The sequence below is a fragment of the Pseudomonas sp. zfem005 genome, from assembly GCF_032621735.1.
In the GTDB taxonomy this organism is placed as follows: domain Bacteria; phylum Pseudomonadota; class Gammaproteobacteria; order Pseudomonadales; family Pseudomonadaceae; genus Metapseudomonas; species Metapseudomonas solani.
The window spans coordinates 56,548-76,517 of record NZ_JAVYJE010000011.1 but is presented as its reverse complement, the minus strand read 5'-3'; the positions used below and the strand labels follow the sequence as shown (position 1 = coordinate 76,517).

The following is a 19,970-nucleotide window of genomic DNA, read 5'->3' as shown; positions in this document are numbered from 1 at the left end:
ACATAATTTAGCGCACAAGCCTTTCGTGAGCAAAATTTGACCGGTTCTCATTCCGGCGCACTGGGACTTGCGCCGCCGTGCGCAGCAGCCAGAATTGCCGGCTAGACCCCTGCAAGGAGAGCTGTAAATGACCGATGCCCAGAACCCCTACCAATCGCCCCAGGCGGAGCTGACTCACGAAGCCACCGGCCTGCCGCTGGCTGCCCGCGGCTCGCGCTTCGGCGCTGCGCTGATCGACGGGCTGATCCTGTTGTGCGTCACCATCCCCATCAGCTACCTGCTGGGTGTCTACGATGGGCTCATGGAGGGCGTGCAGCCCGGTTTCGGCCAGCAGGCGTTGGGTTCGCTGGTGGGTATCGTGGTGTTCCTGGCGATCAACGGGCACTTCCTGAAGAACTACGGCCAGACCGTCGGCAAGCGCGTGCTCAAGCTTGCCATCGTCGACCTGCAGGGCAACAAGCCCGAGTGGATCACGATGTACCTCAAGCGCTACCTGCTCTGGGGCCTGGTCGCCTACATCCCGATCATCGGCGGCCTGATATTGCTGGCGAACTACCTGTTCATCTTCCGCGCGGATCGCCGTTGCCTGCACGACCTGACCGCCAGCACCCGCGTGGTGCAACTGCCCAACTGATGGCGCGGCCGCCCGGGCTTTGATCCGGGCGGTTATTCTGTGGTGATGGGTTTCGCTTCGCTCTACGCCATCCTACGTTGCGGCGCTTGCCCGCTCTGCCCTGGATCGGTAGGAGCGAGCTCTGCTCGCGAAGCGTTTCGCCGGCGTTGCCGCACCGTACCCTCAAGACTGCCCCAGCCCGCTCAGGGCCAGGTCCCAGGGCGGTACGGGGCCAAAGCGGTTTTTGAGAAACTCCAGCAACAGCCGGCTCCGCGAGCTGGCTTCGCCCTCCAGGCGCAGGGCGTAGATCCCGCTCGGTTCCGGAGCGGGCAAGCCGTTTTCGCAGAGCAGCGGCACCAGTTCCCCGCGCAGCAGGTAGTCGCTGATCAGCCAGGTCGGCAGGTGGGCGACGCCCAGTCCGGCGACGGCGCTGAACAACAGGGTTTCGGCGTTGTTCGCGGTCATGCGCATGCGCCGGGGGCGGATCACCTGGGCGCGGCCCTCCACCTCGAAGCGCCAGGCATAGGGCGGTGCGAGGGCATCCCAGTCGAGGCCGTCGTGCTCGGTCAGTTCGCGGGCGTCGCTGGGGACGCCGCGTCGGCGCAGGTAATCGGGGCTGGCGCAGAGCACGCGCACCAGGGGCGACAGCGGCGTCGCCACCAGGCGGGTGTCGGCCAGCGGGCCGATGCGCAGCACCAGGTCCACCTCGCCCAGGTGGGCGCCGTGCATGTCGATGAAGCTGTCGATCAGCCGCAACTGAACATCCAGGCCCGGGTAGGTGACGAGGAATTCGGCGATGGCCGGCGCCAAGTGGCGGCGGCCGAACGGGGCGGGCGCATCGATGCGGATCAGCCCCTCCGGCGCACTGCTCAGGGACACGGCCTCGGCACGTGCCAGACGCAGTTCGGCGAGTATCCGTTTTGCCCGCTCGGCAAAGGCCAGGCCTGCCGGGGTGGCGCGCACCGCGTGGGTGCTGCGGGTGAAGAGGGCGCTGCCGAGGCCGCGCTCCAAGGCGTCGATGCGCCGGGCCACGGCCGAAGGCGTCAGTGGGTGGCGCCGGGCGGCAGCGGAGAAGCTGCCCGCTTCCAGTACATCGAGAAAGAGGGCCAGTTGGTCGGTCAGTGCATCGGGGTTCATGGAGGTGCCTATGCGGATTTCGCAAAGCCATTGTGCGCTGCTGTGCGTTTCCGTGGTAGCCGCCGCTGCGTAGCATGCGCGTCATCGGAACGGAGGCGTTATGGATCTGCTGGCAATTGCGTTGAATGTGGTGCTCGGTGCGGCTCTTGGCACCTTGGGTGGGTTGTTCGGCATCGGTGGCGGGCTGATCGCCATTCCCGCCCTGGGGGTGTTCTTCGGCCTGGACCAGCAACTGGCCCAGGGCACCGCACTGGTGATGGTGGTGCCGAACGTGCTGCTGGCGCTGTGGCGCTACCACCAGCGCAACCGCATCGACCCGCGCTATGCGCTGCTGCTGGCGGTGACCAGCTTCGGCTGTGCCTGGTTGGCCTCGCTGTTCGCGGTGCGCATCGAGGCGGAGAACATGCGCCTGGCCTTCGTCGCCTTCCTGCTGGTGCTGGCGGCCTACAACTTCGCGCGGATGTTCATGGCCAAGGCCGCCACCAGTGCCGAGTTGCGCCACCCCTGGCCCTGGCTGGGCGTGCTCGGTGGCTTCGCCGGCGCCATGGGCGGCCTGTTCGGCGTGGGTGGGGCGGTGGTCGCCACGCCGGTGCTGACCAGCGTCTTCGGCACCACCCAGGTGGTTGCCCAGGGGCTGTCACTGTCCCTCGCCGCACCCAGCACCGCGGTGACCCTCGCCACCTACGGCTTCAACCACCACGTCGACTGGGCGATGGGCATCCCGTTGGCTGTCGGCGGCCTGCTCAGCATCAGTTGGGGCGTGCGCCTGGCCCACGCCTTGCCGGAGCGGGTGCTGCGCACGGCGTTCTGCGTGTTCCTGCTGGTGTGTGCGGTGATGCTGGCGTTCGAGTGATCGACCTCGAAGCGGGCGCCGTGCGTGACGTGGGCAGGACGGGCGTTCCGCAAGCGCAGAATGCCTGCCAATGGTCCGCTGCCGGAGCTACAGGCGGAAGCCTTCGACGATGTGCTCGGCCAGGGTCTCGGTGACCGGCGAGCTGCTGCGGGGGTTGCGCACCAGCACGATGCTGCAGGCGGGCAGGGTGGGTAGCCCCTCCGCTTCACCGAGGATGCGCATGTCGGTGGTGATCAGGCTCTGCAGTTGGGCGGTGACTGCCAGGCCGGCGCTGACCACCGCCATGATCGCCGACAGGCTCGGGCTGGTGTAGGCGACGCGGTAGGGGCGCTCCATGGCGTCCAGTGCGTTGCAGGCCCAGGCGCGGCAGAAGCAGTCGGTGTTGAACATCGCCAGCGGCAACTGGGTCTGCTCGTGGGGGCTGAAGCCGATGGCCTCGGCCCAGACGAAGCGCTCCTGGCGCAGCAGCTGGCCGATCTCGGTGCCCGGCTCGCGGGTGACGATGGACAGGTCCAGGTCCTGGCGCTGCAGCAACTGCGAGGACGACTCGCAATGCACCTCCACCTGCACCAGCGGGTAGGACTGGGCGAAGCGCGAGAGGATGCCGGGCAGGAAGCGCATCACGTAATCGTCCGGCGTGCCGATGCGCACCGAGCCGACCATGTGCGGCTCGCGCAGGGTGGTCATCACCTCGCCGTGCAGCTTGAGAATGCGCCGCGCATAGCTCAGCAATATCTGCCCCTCGGCGGTCAGGCGCACCTGGCGGCCGTCACGCTCGAACACCGTGCGTTCCAGCACGTCCTCTTCCAGCCGCTTCATCTGCATGCTCACGGCCGACTGGGTGCGGTTGACCACTTCCGCTGCGCGGGTGAAGCCACCGTTGTCGGCGATAGCGACGAAGGTGCGCAGCAGTTCGGTGTCGATGGCGGGGTAGCTCATTCATCAATTCCTGAGATGCAGTGCATAAGAAACATTCGTTGGATTGATCATAAGCGTCGCGGGAAACTGGCGCCAACCCCACAAGGAGGGCGATGCGATGAAAGGTCAATTCGGTTTCGTAGGCACGCTGCACCCCACCCACCGGCCTGCCGTTCGTGGCTCCCATCTTTCCCTCGGTACCCGCCTGCTGCGCTGGTACCAGCTGTACAGCCAGCGCCGTGAGCTGGCCAGCCTGAGTGATGCCATGCTCAAGGACCTGGGCCTGACCCGGGGCGATGTGATGCAGGAAAGCGAGCGGCCTTTCTGGGACGACCCGCTGGGCAAATGAACCCACGCAGCGACCCCCGGCAACAATGAACCCACGCAACACCCACACAACAAGGAAAAGCGATGCAAGTCGAAGTCAGGATCGTGAATGCGTTCGTCGATGGCGGGCAGGGTGGCAACCCCGCCGGTGTAGTGGTCGGTGCCGATGCGCTCAGCGCGGCGCAGAAGCAGGCGATCGCCGCCCAGCTCGGGTTGTCGGAGACGGCCTTCGTCTCCGACTCCGGGCAGGCCGCCTTCAAGCTGGAGTTCTTCACCCCCAACCGGCAGATCCCCCACTGCGGCCACGCCACCGTGGCCACCTTCTCGCTGTTGCGCCAGCTGGGCCGGGTCGGCGAGGGCTGGAGCAACAAGGAAACCATCGACGGCAACCGCGACATCTTCATCGAGGGCGAGCGGGTGTTCATGGAGCAGCGCGCGCCGCAGTACCAGGACGTCGAGCCGGGCTCGCGCCTGCTGGCGGAAAGCCTCGCGGCCCTGGGCCTGGAGCCTGGGCAACTGGCCGAGGGGTTGCTGCCGTCGCGGGTCAGCACCGGGGTCGCCTTTGTCGTCGTGCCCCTGCGCAGCGAAGCCGATGTGGCGAGCATCCGCACCGACCTGGAAGCCCTCGAGCGCATCAGCGAGGAACTGGACGTGGTGGGCTTCTACGCTTTCTCCCGTGACAGTCGTCAGCCTGGCCGCGTGGCGGGTGCGCGGATGTTCGCGCCGCGCTTCGGCATCCCCGAGGAGCCGGCCACCGGCATGGCCGCCGGGCCACTGGCCTGCTACCTGCACGACCGCGTGGGCCTGCCCGGGGCGCAGCTGCTGATCGAGCAGGGCTACCTGATGCAACCGGCCTCGCCGAGCCTGATCACCGTCGACCTGGACCTGGACGGCGAAGGCCGCATCCAGCGCCTGATGGCTGGCGGCAACGCCCAGGTGATGCACACCCTGACCCTCGATATCTGACGCCACACGGAAAGGAGACCCCCGATGGCCCCGGCCTTCGAACTGGCACAACTGAATATCGCGTTGATGACCGCGCCGCTGGATTCCCCCGGCATGGCCGATTTCGTCGCCAACCTGGCGCGCATCAATGGCCTGGCGGAAGCGTCGCCCGGCTACGTATGGCGCCTGGAGGACGAGGGCGGTGACGCCACGGCGATCCGCCCCTTCGGCGACGACGTGCTGGTCAACCTCTCGGTCTGGCGGGACATGGAATCCCTGCGCGACTTCACCTACCGTGGCGCCCACACCGAGATGCTCAAGCGCCGCAACGAGTGGTTCGCGCGCATCAGCGAAGCGCACCTGGTGTGCTGGTGGGTGCCCGCCGGGCATCGCCCCGATGCCCGGGAAGCCGCCGAACGCCTGGCCCTGCTGCGCGAGCAGGGGCCGGGGCCACGGGCCTTCACCTTCCGCCATCCCTTCCCGCCGCCGGCGCCCGTGCCGAACGATGGGAAAGCTGCCACGACGGGTGCTAATGTCCTGGGCTGATCCCGCCGCCAGGACCCCGCCGATGCCCCTCGAACTCAGCGCCGCCGAAGCCCGCCGCCTGGGCCTGGCCGCCCAGGGCTTCATGCGGCCGCCCCGTGGCGCCATCCGCGCCAGCCACGTCCGTGCGCTGGCCGGGCGCCTCGGCGTGGTGCAGATCGACTCGGTCAATGCTCTGGTGCGCTCGCACTACCTGCCGTTCTTCTCGCGCCTCGGCGACTACCCGCGCGAGCTGCTGGATGAACTGGCCTGGGGCAAGCTGCGTCGCCGCGAGTTCTTCGAATACTGGGGCCACGAGGCCTCGCTGCTGCCGCTGGACCTCTACCCGGCGCTGCGCTGGCGCATGCAGCGTGCGGCCCAGGGGCGAGGCATCTACCAGCAGCTGGCGCGCTTCGGTCGCGAGCAGCAGGAGGTGATCCAGCGCGTGCTCGCCGCCGTGCGCGAGCAGGGCGCCCTGGGTGCCGGTGCCCTGAGCACCCGCCAGGAGCGTGCCGGCCCCTGGTGGGACTGGAGCGCCGAAAAGCACGCCATGGAATGGCTGTTCGCCGCGGGGGAGGTGACGGTCGCCGGCCGTCGCGGCTTCGAGCGCCTCTACGACCTGCCCGAGCGGGTGATCCCGGCGGACCTGCTCAACGCCGCCGAACTGCCGGAAGACGCCGCCATCCGCCAGTTGCTGCTGCACTCGGCGCAGGCCCTGGGCGTGGCCGCCGAGAAGGACCTGCGCGACTACTACCGGCTGGACCCGGCCGACAGCCGCCAGGCCCTCGCCGAGCTGGTGGAGAGCGGCGACCTGCAGGCGGTGACGGTGCGCGGCTGGAAGCAGCCCGGCTACTGCATCGGCGAGCCGACGGTGCCGCGCAAGGTGCGCGCCAGTGCGTTGCTTTCACCCTTCGACTCGCTGGTGTGGGAGCGCGCCCGCACCGAGCGCCTGTTCGACTTCCGCTACCGCCTGGAGATCTACACCCCAGCGGAGAAGCGCCAGTACGGTTACTACGTGTTGCCCTTCCTGCACGACGAACGCCTGCCCGCCCGAGTCGATCTGCGCGCCGAGCGGGCCCAGGACCGCCTCGCCGTGCACGCGCTGCACGAAGAGCCCCAGGGCCTGAGCGAGGCCGGCATCCAGGCCCTGGCCGAGCAGCTGCGTAGCCTCGCCACCTGGTTGGGGCTGGAGGCGGTGGCCATCACCTGCCAGCGCCCCGGCACCCAGCGGCTGCGCGCCGCCTTGGCGGGGCTCCCCGGCTAGGGGCGCGCAGGCAAGAAAAAGCCCCGCATCGGCGGGGCTTTTTCATGGGGCGGAGCGGGGCGTCAGACGATCACGCCCTGGCTGCGCAGGTAGTCGTCGTAGGTGCCGCTGAAGTCGGTCACGCCCGTCTCCGAGAGCTCGATGATGCGGGTGGCCAGGGAGCCGACGAACTCGCGGTCGTGGCTGACGAAGATCAGCGTGCCCGGGTAGTTCTCCAGCGCCAGGTTGAGCGCCTCGATGGATTCCATGTCCAGGTGGTTGGTGGGCTCGTCCATCACCAGCACGTTGGGCTTCTTCAGGATCAGCTTGCCGAACAGCATGCGGCCTTGCTCACCACCGGAGATCACCTTCACCGACTTGAGGATCTCGTCGTTGGAGAACAGCATGCGGCCGAGGGTGCCGCGCACCAGCTGCTCGCCGCCCTGGGTCCACTGGCCCATCCAGTCGAACAGGGTGACGTCGTCTTCGAAATCGTGGGCGTGGTCCTGGGCGTAGTAGCCCAGCTCGGCGCTCTCGGTCCATTTCACGCTGCCGGCGTCCGGGGTCATTTCACCGACCAGGGTGCGCAGCAGGGTGGTCTTGCCGATGCCGTTGGGGCCGATGATGGCGACGCGCTCGCCGGCTTCGATCTGCAGGTCCAGGCCCTTGAACAGTTGCTTGTCTTCGAAGCCCTTGGCCAGCTTCTCCACGGTCACCGCCTGGCGGTGCAGCTTCTTGTGCTGCTCGAAGCGGATGAACGGGCTGACGCGGCTGGACGGCTTGACCTCGGCCAGCTGGATCTTGTCGATCTGCTTGGCGCGGGAGGTGGCCTGCTTGGCTTTCGAGGCGTTGGCGGAGAAGCGGCTGACGAAGGTCTGCAGCTCGGCGATCTGCGCCTTCTTCTTGGCGTTGTCGGCCAGCAGTTGCTCGCGGGACTGGGTCGCCGCGGTCATGTACTCGTCGTAGTTGCCCGGGAACAGGCGCAGCTCGCCGTAGTCCAGGTCCGCCATGTGGGTGCACACGCTGTTCAGGAAGTGGCGGTCGTGGGAAATGATGATCATGGTGCTGTTACGCGCCGTGAGGATGTTTTCCAGCCAGCGGATGGTGTTGATGTCCAGGTGGTTGGTCGGCTCGTCCAGCAGCAGCACTTCCGGGTCCGAGAACAGCGCCTGGGCCAGCAGCACGCGCAGCTTCCAGCCGGGAGCGACTTCGCTCATCGGGCCGAAATGCTGGGCCAGCGGGATGCCCAGGCCCAGCAGCAGCTCGCCGGCACGGGATTCGGCGGTGTAGCCGTCCATCTCGGCGAACTCGGTCTCCAGCTCGGCCACGGCCATGCCGTCTTCCTCGCTCATCTCTGGCAGGGAGTAGATGCGGTCGCGCTCGGCCTTCACCCGCCACAGTTCCTCGTGGCCCATGATCACGGTGTCGATGACGCTGAAGTTCTCATAGGCGAACTGGTCCTGGCGCAGCTTGCCCAGGCGCACGTTCGGCTCGAGCATCACCTGGCCGCCGGAAGGCTCCAGATCACCGCCGAGGATCTTCATGAAGGTCGACTTGCCGCAGCCGTTGGCGCCGATCAGGCCGTAGCGGTTGCCGTTGCCGAACTTGACGGAAACGTTCTCGAACAGCGGCTTGGGGCCGAACTGCATGGTGATGTTGGCTGTAGAAATCAAGTGCTTATCCTGCGGGCTTTTCAGGGGTGGTTAATCGCCTTCATCCTCATCCTGTACCAATTCCATACCATTTTTGATTCTGGCAGGGAGCTTGTTCAGCTCGTTCCAATCGGAAGCTGAGCTGATCCATTTGGCATAGGTGGTGAGCAACATCTGGACGCTATGACCCAGTTGTCCGGCGATGAACGCAGGGTTCATTCCAGCCATCAGGCACATGGTTGCGTAGGTATGTCGGGCGTCGTACTGCCGACGCCGGCGGATGCCAAGGGCATCGAGGGCTGCGTAAAAGTGCTTAATAGTAACACTTGGCTCCTTGATCCACAGCCCGCCCTTGCTAGGTGGGAAGACGAATGGGCTATTGGCGAACTCCGAGACTGACGCCATTTGCTTAATTTTGGCGATGCGCTTGGCCTCCTTGAGGGCGTGCAGGGCACGCTCATTCAGCAGTACGTCTCGCTCGTTTTTGGTCTTTACCCGCTCCTCAATGCCTCGGTCGACGACAATGCGGCACACGTGAGCGCGCCGGGCTTCCTCATCAACTTCGTCCCATCGCAATGCGAAAGCTTCGCCAGGACGCATGCCGGTGAAGAACAAGAACTCATAGAGCGCTGCATAGATGCGTGAGTACTTGCCAAGGCTGGCGTAGAGGTAGGCGATGATCTGCTCTGCCTCTTCGCGAGAGAAGGGATCGACAATCTTCTTGGAGCGGCGAGGCATCTCAATCGAGGCAACAGGGTTCTTGGAGATCAGGCCGTCTTTGATAGCGCCTTCCATGATGCTTGATAGCTTGATCAAAGCATTTCGCTTCACGCTGGCTGACGACCATTCGGTTGCAGTCACAATCCTGCGGAGCATCGTTACGGTGATCAGGTTGATTCGCACGAACGCCAGGTGGGGCATCCAGTAGAGATTGAGTGTGCTCTTGTAGTTGTCGCGGGTGCCTAGGACGATCTCGCGGCTGTCCAGCCACAGTTGTGCATACTCGCCGAAGAGCGGGATGACGCCTCGCACTTCCTCTGCAATGGCTGAGTTGGGAAAGAATTCCGCGTATTTGGCATCGTCCATGATGCCGTACTTGATCGCCTGAACTACTTGATCTCGAAGACCGGATGCACTCTTGATCCCTTTCGCCGTGGCGGGATACGCGAGCGTCTCGCATCGCCTTTGGCCGTCCCACATGAAGCGGATGCGGACTGACTGTCCGATGATTTCCACCCCTCGGGGCAGACCCATTGGCTGTCGAGCCATTCGTCATATCTCCGTCTGCTATAGATGATGCGGCCATTGACCTTGTTCCAGACGCCAAGCGGGATCTGGCCTTTGCTCCTTCTTGTTTCCAGGGCTCTGTATGAAAGCCCGAGCAGAGTCGCCATGACTTGTTCGGGCACCTTGTCTTCGTACTCGATGGGCCGCTGTAGAGCGGACATAGAAACCCTCCCTTCCGGCATTGTCGGCAGGTGGTGATTGTTAGTTGGGAGTCAGTGGTTGTTGCCGCAGTAGGCCTGCCGCCATCGGCTGAGGATGCCGTGGGCATTGCGGCGCTCTACGCTGAAGTCACGTATGCGCTTGGGATGCAGTTTCTTTTGGGCTAGAAGCTCGTTTCGCTCCCTCAGCTCGCGGTTCTCCGTGGCCAGAGCGGATAGTTCATCCTGCAGATCCAGGGCAACGCTCAGAAGACAGAGTTCGGCGCCCTCCGGCAGCAGTCCATCTGTGTCGAGCTCGCTTGCGTCGATCACCTCAAGAAACAGGCCGTCCTGATCCTTGGTGACAATTGCCAGCGGGAGAAGGTGAAGGCTGGTCATGTCTATGCTTACCTCGGCTTGTGAGCAACTTCAGGGTTGAGGTAAAGCGGCTGCAATCCTGATCATTGGCTCAGCGTGACCGGCTAGACCTTCCTCATCTGCATCGATTACTGCGCGGTAAACGGCACGTAGATCATCGCTGCGCACATGAACCACCTGTGTTTCCTTCGCTTCCCTCTCGTCTTTCTCCTTCCTCCAAGTAGCAATTAGTTGGCACGCTTCAACCCAGTCATCCCCTTCAAGGTCTTCGAGCCAGTCGCAGACTGGGCAATGCAGGTTTTCAATATCTGTAGTCATGGCTAGATCCTCCCGCGTACGTGACGCAGAGCTGTAGTTATGGAATTACAGGGTCAGGGCTTGGTTGGGTTGAGCTGCTGCAGGATTCGTTGCCCGATCCATCTCACCACCGGCACGGCCTTGCTGTTGCCCAGGGCTTTGTAGCGAGGGCCATCGGGGCATTCTTCTGCGGGCCGACCGCGCCAGGGGATCAATGTGTAGTCATCTGGGAAGCCTTGGAGACGCTCGCACTCACGAGGAGTGAGGCGACGAACTTCATTGGCAACCATGGCCGCGGCGTAGCCCTGGCCAACCGTTCCGCCTCCGCTCTGCAGTGCACCTGATACGGGGCTGAGCTTTACCTCGGCGCGCTGGTTCTGGTGGACCGCAAGCACGGCATTTTCCCGGCCGCCATTTCTACCCAGGGAGTGGGCGCTGTCGTAAGCGGTGCTCGGGTCTTGGCTGCCGTGCACGACAAATGTTTCGCTCTCGAAATCGAGCCTGCCAGCAGAACCGGCGTTGCAGGCTGTTGCGACGTTGATCGGGCCTGCCTGGTTGTTGCCGCCGAAGGCGAGGATGTGGCCAGCATCGGCACCCTTGTCTGTAGCCAGCCCGCTACCACCATGGCCGTTTGGGCCGCAGCCCGCGGTGAGGGCGCCTACGGTAAGGGGGATGTCGTCGGAGCTGTATCCGCCTTGGCTTCGAGCGCCGCCAGCAAGGGTGCCGGCAAGGTTTTCTTCCTGGTTGCGGCTCGGCGGAGAATCCCGGCGCAGGCTTTCCTGCTCAAAAAGTACCGCAATGGGATCGAACCCTTTTCGAGCACTTGCGACAACGAACACACGGCGGCGTCGTTGGGCCAGGCCGAAATATTGGGCATCCAGAACCCGCCATGCGGCTGTTCGCTTGGGTCCATACACACAACCAGCGTCCGTCCAGCGTCCCCCTGCCGGCTGAAGCGGTTCGGGTTCGCCCACCAGGGTGCCGAGGATGTGGCCAAACGCGTTCGTCTTGTCCGAGAGGACGCCTGGGACGTTCTCCCAGACGAAGACGCACTCGGGGTCGCCGCGCAGGATTCGAACATGGTCAACTGCATCTGCAAGCTCCACATATGTGATGGCCAGGAGGCCGCGAGGGTCGTCCAGGCCGTCTCGCTCTCCGGCGATGCTGTAGGTCTGGCATGGAGTGCCGCCCACAAGGGCGTCGGGGGCGGAGATGATGTTGGTAAGTACTTGTCGGGCGAGCCTGGTCATGTCGCCGTGGTTAGGGACTGTCGGCCAGTGGTATGCCAGAACGGCACAAGGGAATGGATCAATTTCAGCGAACCAGACTGGCTGCATTTCGAGTTCATTCCATGCGACTGATGCTGCCTCGATACCGCTGCAGACTGTTCCATAGGTAATTGCCATCGGTGACCTATCTACGTAAGTGGGTTGCTCCGTAGTGGCGTTTTGGAATTGGGTGGAGTAGGTTCGACAGAGTTGAGGAACGCTAGCCACAGGAGGTGTTGATGAAGGTTTTCATTAGTTGGTCGGGCCGCCGCAGCAGGCTTGTAGCAGAGTTGATGAGCGACTGGATCAAGTGCGTATTGCAGGCATCAAGGCCATGGATATCTACAAGAGATATAGATCGTGGCTCAATTTGGTTTACAGAAATTTCGGACCAACTGCGCGACACCGCTGTGGGTATAGTTTGTCTGACTCAGGAAAATAAGCTGAAGCCTTGGATTCTGTTTGAGGCAGGTGCGCTTGCTAAGGGGTTAAGTACAAGTAGAGTATGTACATTCCTGATTGATCTGATGCCCTCGGATATTGAAGATCCGTTGGCGCAGTTTAATCATACCCTTCCGGAAAAGGAGTCAATGTGGGAATTGGTGCGGTCTTTGAACTCTACTTTGGATTTAGCTGCGCTGGATGAGCGTATACTTAGTCAGGTGTTTGATACTTATTGGCCTCAATTCAGGGGGAAATTCCAAGAAGCACTGGATCAGTCTCCCAATCAAGGTCCTGTAGAACCACGCTCAGATACCAGCATTCTGGAAGAGATTCTCTCTAATACAAGGGCTTTGACCACGCGTGTTGGTAGGCTTGAAAACCAAACTAATGATGGATTCTTCTTTACACCAGCATCTTCTAGGGTGGGTGCGCAGCTAAGAAATTTGGTGACTTCGGGTGCGCCGCTAGAAGTAATTACCGAGTTCAGCCAAAAAAATGGGCTTCCACTCAGTTTGGTAGAGCGAGAAATAAGGAAGTTCAGGCCGGATGTAACTATTTTAAGCCCAGATGGCGTTCCTCCACCTGCTAGCTAAAGAAGGATCTTTGAGAGTAATCAGGCTATTAAGGGGTGAAATGTGCTGTGGTGGTGAGTATTACGTGTAATGAGGTAAAGGCTTTATTCGTATTACCATATTAGTTGTTTTCTAGTGGGCTTTGTTGTATTCGAAGAGACGTTTAACCCTATTGACTCATCGATATTGCAATGTGGAACTGTAAACTGGCCGCCTTGGTCGGGCGGCCAGTTAATGAAGCTACCTTGCTGAATTAATCAGGGAGTTCTCTTGCTGCTCCGCTCGGCGAATACGCTCCGCCACTTCTTCACGATGCACCGCTACATCCCTTGGCGCATTGATTGCCAGCTTCACTTGGTTGCCTTGGATGCTCATCACGGTGACTGTGATGTCGTCGCCGATGAGGATGGATTCGCCGAGGCGGCGGGTAAGAATCAGCATGTCGATTTCCTTTCGTTGAAGTGAGGTGGGAGGGGCTCGGCACTCAGCCAGAACCCGAGCCCTCCCAAGGGCCGAGGCCCTTTTCGGACGCCACTCATTTGCCTGTGGCGGTTTACTGCAACGCTTCGTCCGTTTGGCGTACCAGTTCGGTGAAGCGATCTATCTGTTCGGCCTTGAGCGTGATGGTGATGTACTCAGCGCCATCGGCTATGGCGGCCTGCACTTGCTCGGGGAAGCTGTCTGCAATTGATTTGCAAACCGAGTACAGGTCCCTGCGCAAGGCCCGCGGAATGTCGGGTTTGGCGATGGCCTTGGGGGTTACCTTGTTGCCGCCGGCAGCCTTGATCTGGTCCAGCTTCTCTTTCAGTACCTTACCGGCCGCTTCGCCGTGCCTACGCACGAGGGTGGTGGCTGTGCTGGCGGCTACCTCGCCCGAGGCGACCATCTGTTGTACGTCTGAGTTGGCATTGCCCAGGACGAGTACCTGGTCAACGTGTTGCCGCGTTCTGCCCATTTTCTGGGCGATCTGTTCCGGGCTCCATCCGAACGCTGCCAAGCGCTTGTAGCCCTCCGCCAGTTCGAGCGGTGAGAGCTTGCGGCCTTCTTGGCTGGTGATTACTCGCAGCACCCGTTCGGCGTCGTTGCCGGTGAATGCCGTGATAGCGATCCAGGCTTCGTTGTCCTTCGGATCGCGGGGGAGGCGGCCTTCTGCGTCGAGTTTCAGGTAGGCGCGACGACGACGGTGGCCATCGACAACCCATAGGCCGCCTTCGGCCCGTGGCCGGACTTCGAGCGGCGGGAGCTGGCCACCCTGGTAGATGTACTCGGCCAGTTCGGCAACGCTCTGGTCCAGGTCTTCACCCTCGCTTCGGAGGTTGAAGCCGGGCTCTTCGTAGAGGTCTTCCAGGCGGGCTTTCATGGCGTCTGCGCGCCTCAGCTCACCGTCCTTGATCATCTGTTTGAAGGATTTCGCAGACATGCGCCATTCCTCATGAATGTGGAGCGGGCGGCGGGAGTTGAACCCGCGTCTTCCTGCTTGGAAGGCAGAAGCTCTACCGCTGAGCTACGCCCGCAAAAAGCCCCGGTGTGAGCGGGGAAGGGGGGAAGGCTTTTGGGAAGCCTGAAGTCGATTCATCAGCCCGCTGTTATTGGCGCCACCGGCGGTTGGGCGCTGTGCTGTTCCCTCTCGGGCAGGTCGATCCCTATTCGGGGCCTGGAACAGGCTTCCCCCTGTCCGTGGTATCCGGCGAGCCTCCGGATTGGTTGGTGTGCGTTGTTCGCATTGATAGTTCCGCAGGACATTATTTAATTCAATTCAAAAAGCCGTAACTATGCGTAAACAGATACTTCCGCCGACTTGCGAGGCAATGTCTGTCAGATGTACTGTATAAAAAAACAGTATTCGGAGATTCCTCATGGCCAAAGCACAGGTTCCAAAGCGCTCCACCTTCGAATTGCTTGCTCAGCGAGTGCAGAGGTTGGTCATGTCCCCTCCTGCCCAGCTGGCCCGCTGCGTGAAGATCCGGCTGGAGGAGGGGGAGGGGATGGAGGACTGGTTGCGCTTGATTGAGGATCTGCGCGATTCCGATGGGCTGGTTGTTAAGCAGGATGAAGACGGCGCAGTGACTCTTGCCTGGCAAGAAGCTGAAGCTAATTGGACCTGATAAGCCCTAATCAGAGGTGATGAACATGTTTGTACAGAATCTTGCTGATCTACATCCCTATGAGCGCAATGCACATGAGGAAGAGAAGCTGCGGCTGTTCAATTTCTGGCAGGAGAATCTCGGCCGTGCGAAAGACGAAGCGCGTCGTATGCACCTGGAGAGGGATGGTCTCAAAAGTAACTGGAATGCTTGGGCGGATAGAGAGCTGGAGAAGCTGAAACCTCAGGAGTACCGGAGCCTGGTGGCTCGTGAGCTGAAGCGTTTGGCGTGAGCTCAGAGGCAGGTGGGTTTAACGTCTATCACGCGACCAATGATCTTCCAGTCGCTCCCCATCTCAATGGGCCTGAAGCTGGGGTTTAGAGAAGCAAGATACCTAACCCCGGCTTCGACTATGTACTGCTTGAAGGTGGCTTCTACGCCAGGTGCATAGGCTATGTAGTACTTGCCGTCCACCAGATCGAAGCCGTCTGGTTGAACCAGGATCGGTGAGCCGTCAGGGAATGAGGGTGAAGTGTCCGAGACCATGGATTTGCCTTTGCTGGAAAGCCAATATCCGTTGCTGCCAGGGTTTTCGAGGCTCTCATACCACTCTTTTCCATCATCCGGCGACATGTAGTTAGGTGTATCAATTCGTTTCACAGCGGAGTCCCAGCTGAGAAGCGGGTACTTGCCAACCTCTCTCACCGGTAGCGAGTTCAGGCCTTCTCCGACGCTTTCCGCTATTGCCGACATTCGAGCAATTTGATTCGCAAGGCGAGGGCTGAAGCGCTCTACAGGTACTCCTATGAGCTGGGAGATACCAATCGCGAACTCCATATTCAGAAGGGTTCTGCCGTTCAGAAAGTTGCTGACCGAGCCCTGATACATGCCCAGTGCTGCTCCCACAGCTTCCTGTGTGATGCGTTGCGCACGTGGTTTTGTGGCGTTGAAGGCCGCGATTTCAGCTTTTAGTGCAGCGCACTCAGCCTTTTCCCAGTCTTCGAGCTGACGTTTTCCAATCATTGCAGCAGTTTATTTCCGCAGGCAATCGCCAGCAAGTTTCCAAGCGATTGTTTTTTATAATTTCCAAGGGCAATACTCCGGGCCGCCCTAGCGACTGGAGAGCGATATGAAACCGATCCCCATAAAGGAATTTGCCAAGGAAAAAGGGCAGCGCAATGCGGCCTTCCTCCTTGGATTGACCCAAGGTGCGCTTAGCAAGGCCTTGAGGCTTGAACGTCAAATCCACGTGTGGCTCAACGACGACGGCACTTACTCGGCGGAAGAGGTAAAGCCGTTCCCGTCCCCGTCTCTTCGCAGGCCGTCGCCATGAGCGGCCACCAACAAGCTATGAACTGGAGGCGGATATGACAGCGTCTTCCCGCAGACGGCTTTGCAGCCGAGAACAGGTACTGCTCGACCATGCGCAGCAGATGGTGACCCGCGCGATTCCCGAGACCACTTTCGCAACGCGTTTGAACCAGGTGATCCACCAGCAGATGGGCAGCAGGGCGGTGCTGAAGAAGGTGCCCAACCTGGATGCCATCGCCGGTAACGACGGCAAGGAGTACCTGAAACAGACCGCGACCTGGTGGAAGCGGGTACGTCGCTGGATCACTGCGGAAATCGAATTCCCTTGTTGGCTGGAGGAGGCGTGGGTGGCGGCGCTGGAGCCTGAGTACCGGGAGCGTTGCCTGAACGAGTTGAGTAACCGTTACGGGTTGCTCGCCGTGCGGGATGACGTGAGCGGTGACTGCCCTATGACGGCTTTCGGTGAACTGGTGTCGCGCATGGGCGGTGCCGTTGAGGCATGCGCAGTGGTGTTGGCAGACGGCGTGGTGGACGAAGCCGATCTGGAGCACTTGCCGGCAATGGTCGACAGTCTGTTGGCGATGGAGGGCCGGGCTTGTGAGCTGCGTGTTGCTGCTCAGCGGGTACTGGCAGAACAAAGAGCCCACAGGGATGTGTCACCACGAGGCGGGGGACATGATTCTTAGCGATCTGCTGGATCGCCCGATTGCGTTTCAGCGGGCGTTCGTTTCGTTCGGAGCGGGCATCACGGGGGCGCTGATGCTGTCCCAGGCGGTGTACTGGTCCAGGCGAACCGACGGCACGGATGGCTGGTTTTTCAAGACCATGGAGGAATGGCAGGAAGAGACGGGTATGACCCGTTTCGAGCAGGAGGGGGCACGAAAGAAACTGGTGCGCGCGGGTGTGCTGGAGGAGCAGAAAAAGGGCGTTCCGTGTCGGCTGTTTTACCGCGTGAACATCCAGGCGATTGCTGCGGCCTTGGGCTTGGAAACGCCGCAAACAAGGAAGCGGAAACCCCGCAAACCAGTATGCGGAAAACCAGCAGACAAGGCTGCGGATAACCCACAGGCAAGCGTGAGGGAAACCAGCACGCATGGCTGCGGGAAACCAGCATTCCTTAGTAAGACTACAACAGAGACTACAGAAGAGATTACAGCAGAGAGTATTACCGACCCCCGTCCGGCAGAGCCGGCCAAAGGCGGTGCAGCGACCCCTGCTACAAGTGCTCCGATGGTTGAGCCGCGCTGCAAGATCCCGGATGACATGCCGGGCCCCAAGGACCCCGCCTGCAAGACCTACCGAGCCTGGGCGAACTACGCGATGGCCTATCGCAAGCGCTACAAGGCATGGCCGATCTGGAACGCCAGAGTGGCTGGGCAGGTGGGCCAGTTGATCGACCGCCTGGGCAGCGATGTGGCCCACCACGTGGCGGCGTACTTCCTGAGCATCAACGACGCGAGGCTGATCAACGGCTGCCACGGCATTGGTGACCTGTTGAGCCGGGCCGAGGCATACCACACGCAGTGGGCAACCAACACGCAGATGACCAACCGGACCGCCCAGGAGCTGGAGAGCCGGCAGGCGAACGTGAGCGCTGCCGAGCGAGCCCTGGAGACGCTGAGGGCGAGGAGGGGCAGCGATGCTGACGGCTGAGCAGGAGGAGGGGCTGCTGGTGGCGCTGTTCGCAACAGCGGAAGCGATGGGGCACCAGCTGACCGAGAGCGCCGCGTTGATGATGATCGAGGACCTGAGGGGCTACGACGAGCCGGTGATTGCGGCAGCGTTGCAGGCTTGCCGGCGGGAGGTGGCCGGCCGGTTGACCCTTGCCGCAATTCTGCAGCGGGTGCTGATCGCCGATGGTCGGCCAGGGCGTGATGAGGCGTGGTCCATCGCGTTGATGGCCGCTGATGAGTTCGAGTCCGTGATGTTGACCGAGGAGGTGCTTGCGGCTCTGCAGGTGGCCAAGCCAAGCCTAGTGGTACGCGACCGGATTGGGGCACGCATGGCGTTTCTGAGTGCTTACGATCGGTTGCTGGAAGCGGCAAGGCAGAGCCGACGGCCCGTGAAGTGGACCCTATCCATCGGCTTTGACGCGGAGCGTAGAGCCGCTGCCGTGGAGAGCGCGGTGCTGCTGCGACGACTGCCAGCACCAGAGGGAGAGGCACTGCTGGCGGATCTGCGTGGCAAGCACGTTACCCAGGATGGCCATGCAATTGCGGGGTTGATCACCGGGCAGCGTGCCCCGGCTTCCCCGGATGTGCGCGAGCGACTTCAGGCCATTCGCAACGGACTGACTGCTGGAAGACGGCGTAAACCAAGATCGCGCCGTGACTAACTCAAACGCTATGACCGTGCCTAGCGGGAGCGCTTCGAAGCGACTCTTGCTGAGGCGAAAGGGGAGCACCATGGCTGACAAGGCCCAGGAGCTTAAGTGGCGCACGAAGCGCGATCGAAACCGACAACCGATTGCCAACTGCTGGGAGACCCCATGTGGCTACACCGTGGCGCTGTGCCGATTGCCGGAGAAACGCTACACGGTGTCTGCGCCTGGAGGGGCTGTGCCGTTCGCGTACACCGGTTTGGCTGATGACATTCCGAGGTTGATCGGGGCGCACAAAGTCTCGCAGGAGGTGCAGCCGTGAGGACTCAGGTTGTGACCTTCAGCGACGCTGAGTTGCGACGACAGGCCGAGGGGCGAGCGGTGGAGTTGCGTGATCCTCGGCACCCGGGAGTGCGCTTCCGCTTCACCGGTAATCGGCAGGCCGGCAGCTGGTTTCTGATTCACCGCCGGCGGTGGCGTCGCGTCGGTGGCTATCCAGAGCTGAGCACCCGTGTGGCGTTGGAGGTAATCGGGGCTACTCGTGTTCGTTTGGCTGCCGACCCGGATGCGGTGATTGGCAAGGGGCATTGGCACACGCTGGGTGAGCTGCTGACCTGGTACCAGGGGCGCGTCGAAACCAACCGAGGGTTGTCAGCGAGGCGACGTGACTCTGTGCTGTCGATCTTGAAGCTGCACCTGATCCCCAGGTTGGGCGATCTGTTGCTTTCTGAGGTCGATGTGGAGCAGGTGGATGCCTTGCTCATGTGGCCGCTGCAGCAGCGTTACTCGGTTGGGCACTTGCGGCATATCTTCCGGGTGCTGGTGATGGCGTTGGAGCAGGCCCGTGAGCTGGGGATGATCGAGACCAACCCGTTGGCGGACATGCGCTTCCGGCGCTTCGTGAAGGCCCGCAGCAAGCCCCGACCGGCACGGCTGCACAGCATGAGCGTTGAGTCACTGCTCAAGCTGCTGGGAGAGCACTTCGAGCGCGAGCCCGGGGAAGCGATGCTGGCGCTGATGATGCTTGCGCATGGAAGCCGTATCGGCGAGACGCGGTTGGCGCACAGGCGCCACGTCAGCCTGCGGGAACGGCTCTGGTTGCTGCCGGCAGAGAACACCAAGACCGGTACCGAGCATGTGCTGCCGTTGACCGACCAGGCGGTGGCGTTGCTGGAGCGCTACTTCGAACGTACAGGCCGCAAAGGCGATGGCCACCTGCTGGTGGACCGTGATGGCTTGCCCTTCAGCGCTCGTCAGGCGAGTGAAGTGTTCACCACCCTGGGCTGTGGCGCGTGGACCAGCCACGACCTGCGTAAGCTGGCGCGTACTGGCTGGGCAGACCTGGGCGTGGATTACCTCATCGGCGAAATGCTGCTGAACCACTCGATGGGCTTCTCTGCGGAAACCTACATCAACACCTCGGCCGACGACCTGAAGCTGGATGCGTTGAAGCGCTGGCACGTCTGGCTAGACGAGCGTGGCTTCGATGCCATTCACGGTGCGACAGGTGCAAGACGCGCCGTTTCAGCAACTCAGCTTGAGCCCAGCAACCACGAGTCTTACAGCGCTATTCCGGATTCTTCACGGTAGAGGAGGCGAATCGGGTACCGCAGGCCGCTGCGGCACCGAATCAGTGACGAGCAGGAGCCTCACCGGCCGCAT

At 62.1% G+C, this 19,970-nt stretch carries 25 protein-coding genes and 1 tRNA gene; 15 read left to right on the top strand and 11 right to left on the bottom strand.

Features of this window, described 5'->3' with window-relative positions; all coding sequences use genetic code 11:
* The first annotated feature begins 127 nt into the window (after positions 1–127).
* Positions 128–634 (top strand): RDD family protein, encoded by a 507-nt coding sequence (locus RTW82_RS23665; RefSeq protein ID WP_021216696.1) that lies wholly within the window; start codon positions 128–130, stop codon positions 632–634.
* 162 nt (positions 635–796) lie between these two features.
* Here RTW82_RS23665 and RTW82_RS23660 read toward each other — a convergent pair whose 3' ends face one another.
* Positions 797–1,750 (bottom strand): LysR family transcriptional regulator, encoded by a 954-nt coding sequence (locus RTW82_RS23660; RefSeq protein ID WP_021216695.1) that lies wholly within the window; start codon positions 1,748–1,750, stop codon positions 797–799.
* A gap of 100 nt (positions 1,751–1,850) precedes the next feature.
* Between RTW82_RS23660 and RTW82_RS23655 the strand changes: the two genes are divergently transcribed.
* A complete protein-coding gene (locus tag RTW82_RS23655) occupies positions 1,851–2,603 on the top strand; it encodes a sulfite exporter TauE/SafE family protein (RefSeq protein WP_316926640.1) in 753 nt (250 codons plus the stop codon).
* An 87-nt stretch (positions 2,604–2,690) separates the two neighbouring features.
* On the opposite strand, the gene RTW82_RS23650 is transcribed toward RTW82_RS23655, so the two are convergent.
* Entirely contained in the window at positions 2,691–3,542 is an 852-nt protein-coding gene (locus tag RTW82_RS23650) for a LysR substrate-binding domain-containing protein (protein WP_043242941.1), read from the bottom strand.
* A gap of 97 nt (positions 3,543–3,639) precedes the next feature.
* On the opposite strand from RTW82_RS23650, the gene RTW82_RS23645 reads away from it, so the two are divergent.
* The 4 genes from RTW82_RS23645 (at position 3,640) to RTW82_RS23630 (ending at position 6,579) form a co-directional block, all read left to right on the top strand.
* Positions 3,640–3,870: a DUF1127 domain-containing protein gene (locus RTW82_RS23645; protein ID WP_184489398.1), complete on the top strand. Its 231-nt coding sequence runs from the start codon at positions 3,640–3,642 to the stop codon at positions 3,868–3,870.
* A gap of 62 nt (positions 3,871–3,932) precedes the next feature.
* Entirely contained in the window at positions 3,933–4,814 is an 882-nt protein-coding gene (locus RTW82_RS23640; protein WP_316926639.1) for a PhzF family phenazine biosynthesis protein, read from the top strand.
* A gap of 24 nt (positions 4,815–4,838) precedes the next feature.
* Positions 4,839–5,339: a DUF3291 domain-containing protein gene (locus tag RTW82_RS23635; RefSeq protein WP_316926638.1), complete on the top strand. Its 501-nt coding sequence runs from the start codon at positions 4,839–4,841 to the stop codon at positions 5,337–5,339.
* A 22-nt stretch (positions 5,340–5,361) separates the two neighbouring features.
* Positions 5,362–6,579 (top strand): winged helix-turn-helix domain-containing protein, encoded by a 1,218-nt coding sequence (locus RTW82_RS23630; RefSeq protein WP_316926637.1) that lies wholly within the window; start codon positions 5,362–5,364, stop codon positions 6,577–6,579.
* Between the two features lie 62 nt (positions 6,580–6,641).
* Here RTW82_RS23630 and RTW82_RS23625 read toward each other — a convergent pair whose 3' ends face one another.
* From RTW82_RS23625 to RTW82_RS23605, 5 genes are all read right to left on the bottom strand, one after another.
* Positions 6,642–8,231: an ABC-F family ATPase gene (locus RTW82_RS23625; RefSeq protein ID WP_031286787.1), complete on the bottom strand. Its 1,590-nt coding sequence runs from the start codon at positions 8,229–8,231 to the stop codon at positions 6,642–6,644.
* A 30-nt stretch (positions 8,232–8,261) separates the two neighbouring features.
* Positions 8,262–9,479 (bottom strand): site-specific integrase, encoded by a 1,218-nt coding sequence (locus RTW82_RS23620; RefSeq protein ID WP_021216687.1) that lies wholly within the window; start codon positions 9,477–9,479, stop codon positions 8,262–8,264.
* 230 nt (positions 9,480–9,709) lie between these two features.
* Entirely contained in the window at positions 9,710–10,033 is a 324-nt protein-coding gene (locus RTW82_RS23615) for a hypothetical protein (protein ID WP_021216686.1), read from the bottom strand.
* A gap of 30 nt (positions 10,034–10,063) precedes the next feature.
* A complete protein-coding gene (locus RTW82_RS23610; RefSeq protein ID WP_169708305.1) occupies positions 10,064–10,330 on the bottom strand; it encodes a hypothetical protein in 267 nt (88 codons plus the stop codon).
* A 53-nt stretch (positions 10,331–10,383) separates the two neighbouring features.
* The gene (locus tag RTW82_RS23605; protein ID WP_021216685.1) at positions 10,384–11,715 is read right to left on the bottom strand and encodes a DNA cytosine methyltransferase; all 1,332 of its coding nucleotides are present in this window, start codon (positions 11,713–11,715) and stop codon (positions 10,384–10,386) included.
* A gap of 101 nt (positions 11,716–11,816) precedes the next feature.
* Here RTW82_RS23605 and RTW82_RS23600 point away from each other — a divergent pair, with 101 nt between their 5' ends.
* The gene (locus RTW82_RS23600; RefSeq protein ID WP_081672008.1) at positions 11,817–12,614 is read left to right on the top strand and encodes a toll/interleukin-1 receptor domain-containing protein; all 798 of its coding nucleotides are present in this window, start codon (positions 11,817–11,819) and stop codon (positions 12,612–12,614) included.
* Positions 12,615–12,833: 219 nt separating this feature from the next.
* On the opposite strand, the gene csrA is transcribed toward RTW82_RS23600, so the two are convergent.
* The 3 genes from csrA to RTW82_RS23585 form a co-directional block, all read right to left on the bottom strand.
* On the bottom strand, positions 12,834–13,034 hold the full coding sequence (csrA, locus tag RTW82_RS23595) for a carbon storage regulator CsrA (RefSeq protein ID WP_021216684.1): 201 nt from the start codon (positions 13,032–13,034) through the stop codon (positions 12,834–12,836).
* Positions 13,035–13,146: 112 nt separating this feature from the next.
* Entirely contained in the window at positions 13,147–14,013 is an 867-nt protein-coding gene (locus tag RTW82_RS23590) for a ParB/RepB/Spo0J family partition protein (RefSeq protein WP_021216683.1), read from the bottom strand.
* A gap of 19 nt (positions 14,014–14,032) precedes the next feature.
* Positions 14,033–14,107 (bottom strand) — tRNA-Gly (locus RTW82_RS23585).
* A 342-nt stretch (positions 14,108–14,449) separates the two neighbouring features.
* On the opposite strand from RTW82_RS23585, the gene RTW82_RS23580 reads away from it, so the two are divergent.
* Positions 14,450–14,698, top strand: a complete 249-nt coding sequence (locus tag RTW82_RS23580) for a DUF1654 domain-containing protein (protein WP_021216682.1) — start codon at positions 14,450–14,452, stop codon at positions 14,696–14,698.
* 25 nt (positions 14,699–14,723) lie between these two features.
* The gene (locus RTW82_RS23575) at positions 14,724–14,969 is read left to right on the top strand and encodes a hypothetical protein (RefSeq protein ID WP_021216681.1); all 246 of its coding nucleotides are present in this window, start codon (positions 14,724–14,726) and stop codon (positions 14,967–14,969) included.
* 2 nt (positions 14,970–14,971) lie between these two features.
* On the opposite strand, the gene RTW82_RS23570 is transcribed toward RTW82_RS23575, so the two are convergent.
* Positions 14,972–15,700, bottom strand: a complete 729-nt coding sequence (locus RTW82_RS23570; RefSeq protein WP_300936549.1) for an XRE family transcriptional regulator — start codon at positions 15,698–15,700, stop codon at positions 14,972–14,974.
* 106 nt (positions 15,701–15,806) lie between these two features.
* Here RTW82_RS23570 and RTW82_RS23565 point away from each other — a divergent pair, with 106 nt between their 5' ends.
* The 6 genes from RTW82_RS23565 (at position 15,807) to RTW82_RS23540 (ending at position 19,898) form a co-directional block, all read left to right on the top strand.
* Positions 15,807–16,010 (top strand): Cro/CI family transcriptional regulator, encoded by a 204-nt coding sequence (locus RTW82_RS23565; RefSeq protein ID WP_021216679.1) that lies wholly within the window; start codon positions 15,807–15,809, stop codon positions 16,008–16,010.
* Between the two features lie 34 nt (positions 16,011–16,044).
* Complete coding sequence (locus RTW82_RS23560) at positions 16,045–16,674, top strand: hypothetical protein (protein WP_021216678.1); 630 nt, start codon at positions 16,045–16,047, stop codon at positions 16,672–16,674.
* Positions 16,664–17,641: a hypothetical protein gene (locus RTW82_RS23555; protein ID WP_031286784.1), complete on the top strand. Its 978-nt coding sequence runs from the start codon at positions 16,664–16,666 to the stop codon at positions 17,639–17,641. The genes RTW82_RS23560 and RTW82_RS23555 overlap by 11 nt, the downstream gene beginning before the upstream one ends.
* Positions 17,628–18,323 (top strand): hypothetical protein, encoded by a 696-nt coding sequence (locus RTW82_RS23550; RefSeq protein ID WP_021216676.1) that lies wholly within the window; start codon positions 17,628–17,630, stop codon positions 18,321–18,323. Before RTW82_RS23555 ends, RTW82_RS23550 begins: the two co-directional genes overlap by 14 nt.
* Before the next feature lie 70 nt (positions 18,324–18,393).
* Complete coding sequence (locus RTW82_RS23545) at positions 18,394–18,630, top strand: hypothetical protein (protein ID WP_169708299.1); 237 nt, start codon at positions 18,394–18,396, stop codon at positions 18,628–18,630.
* Positions 18,631–18,641: 11 nt separating this feature from the next.
* A complete protein-coding gene (locus tag RTW82_RS23540) occupies positions 18,642–19,898 on the top strand; it encodes a tyrosine-type recombinase/integrase (protein WP_300936548.1) in 1,257 nt (418 codons plus the stop codon).
* Positions 19,899–19,970: the final 72 nt, after the last annotated feature.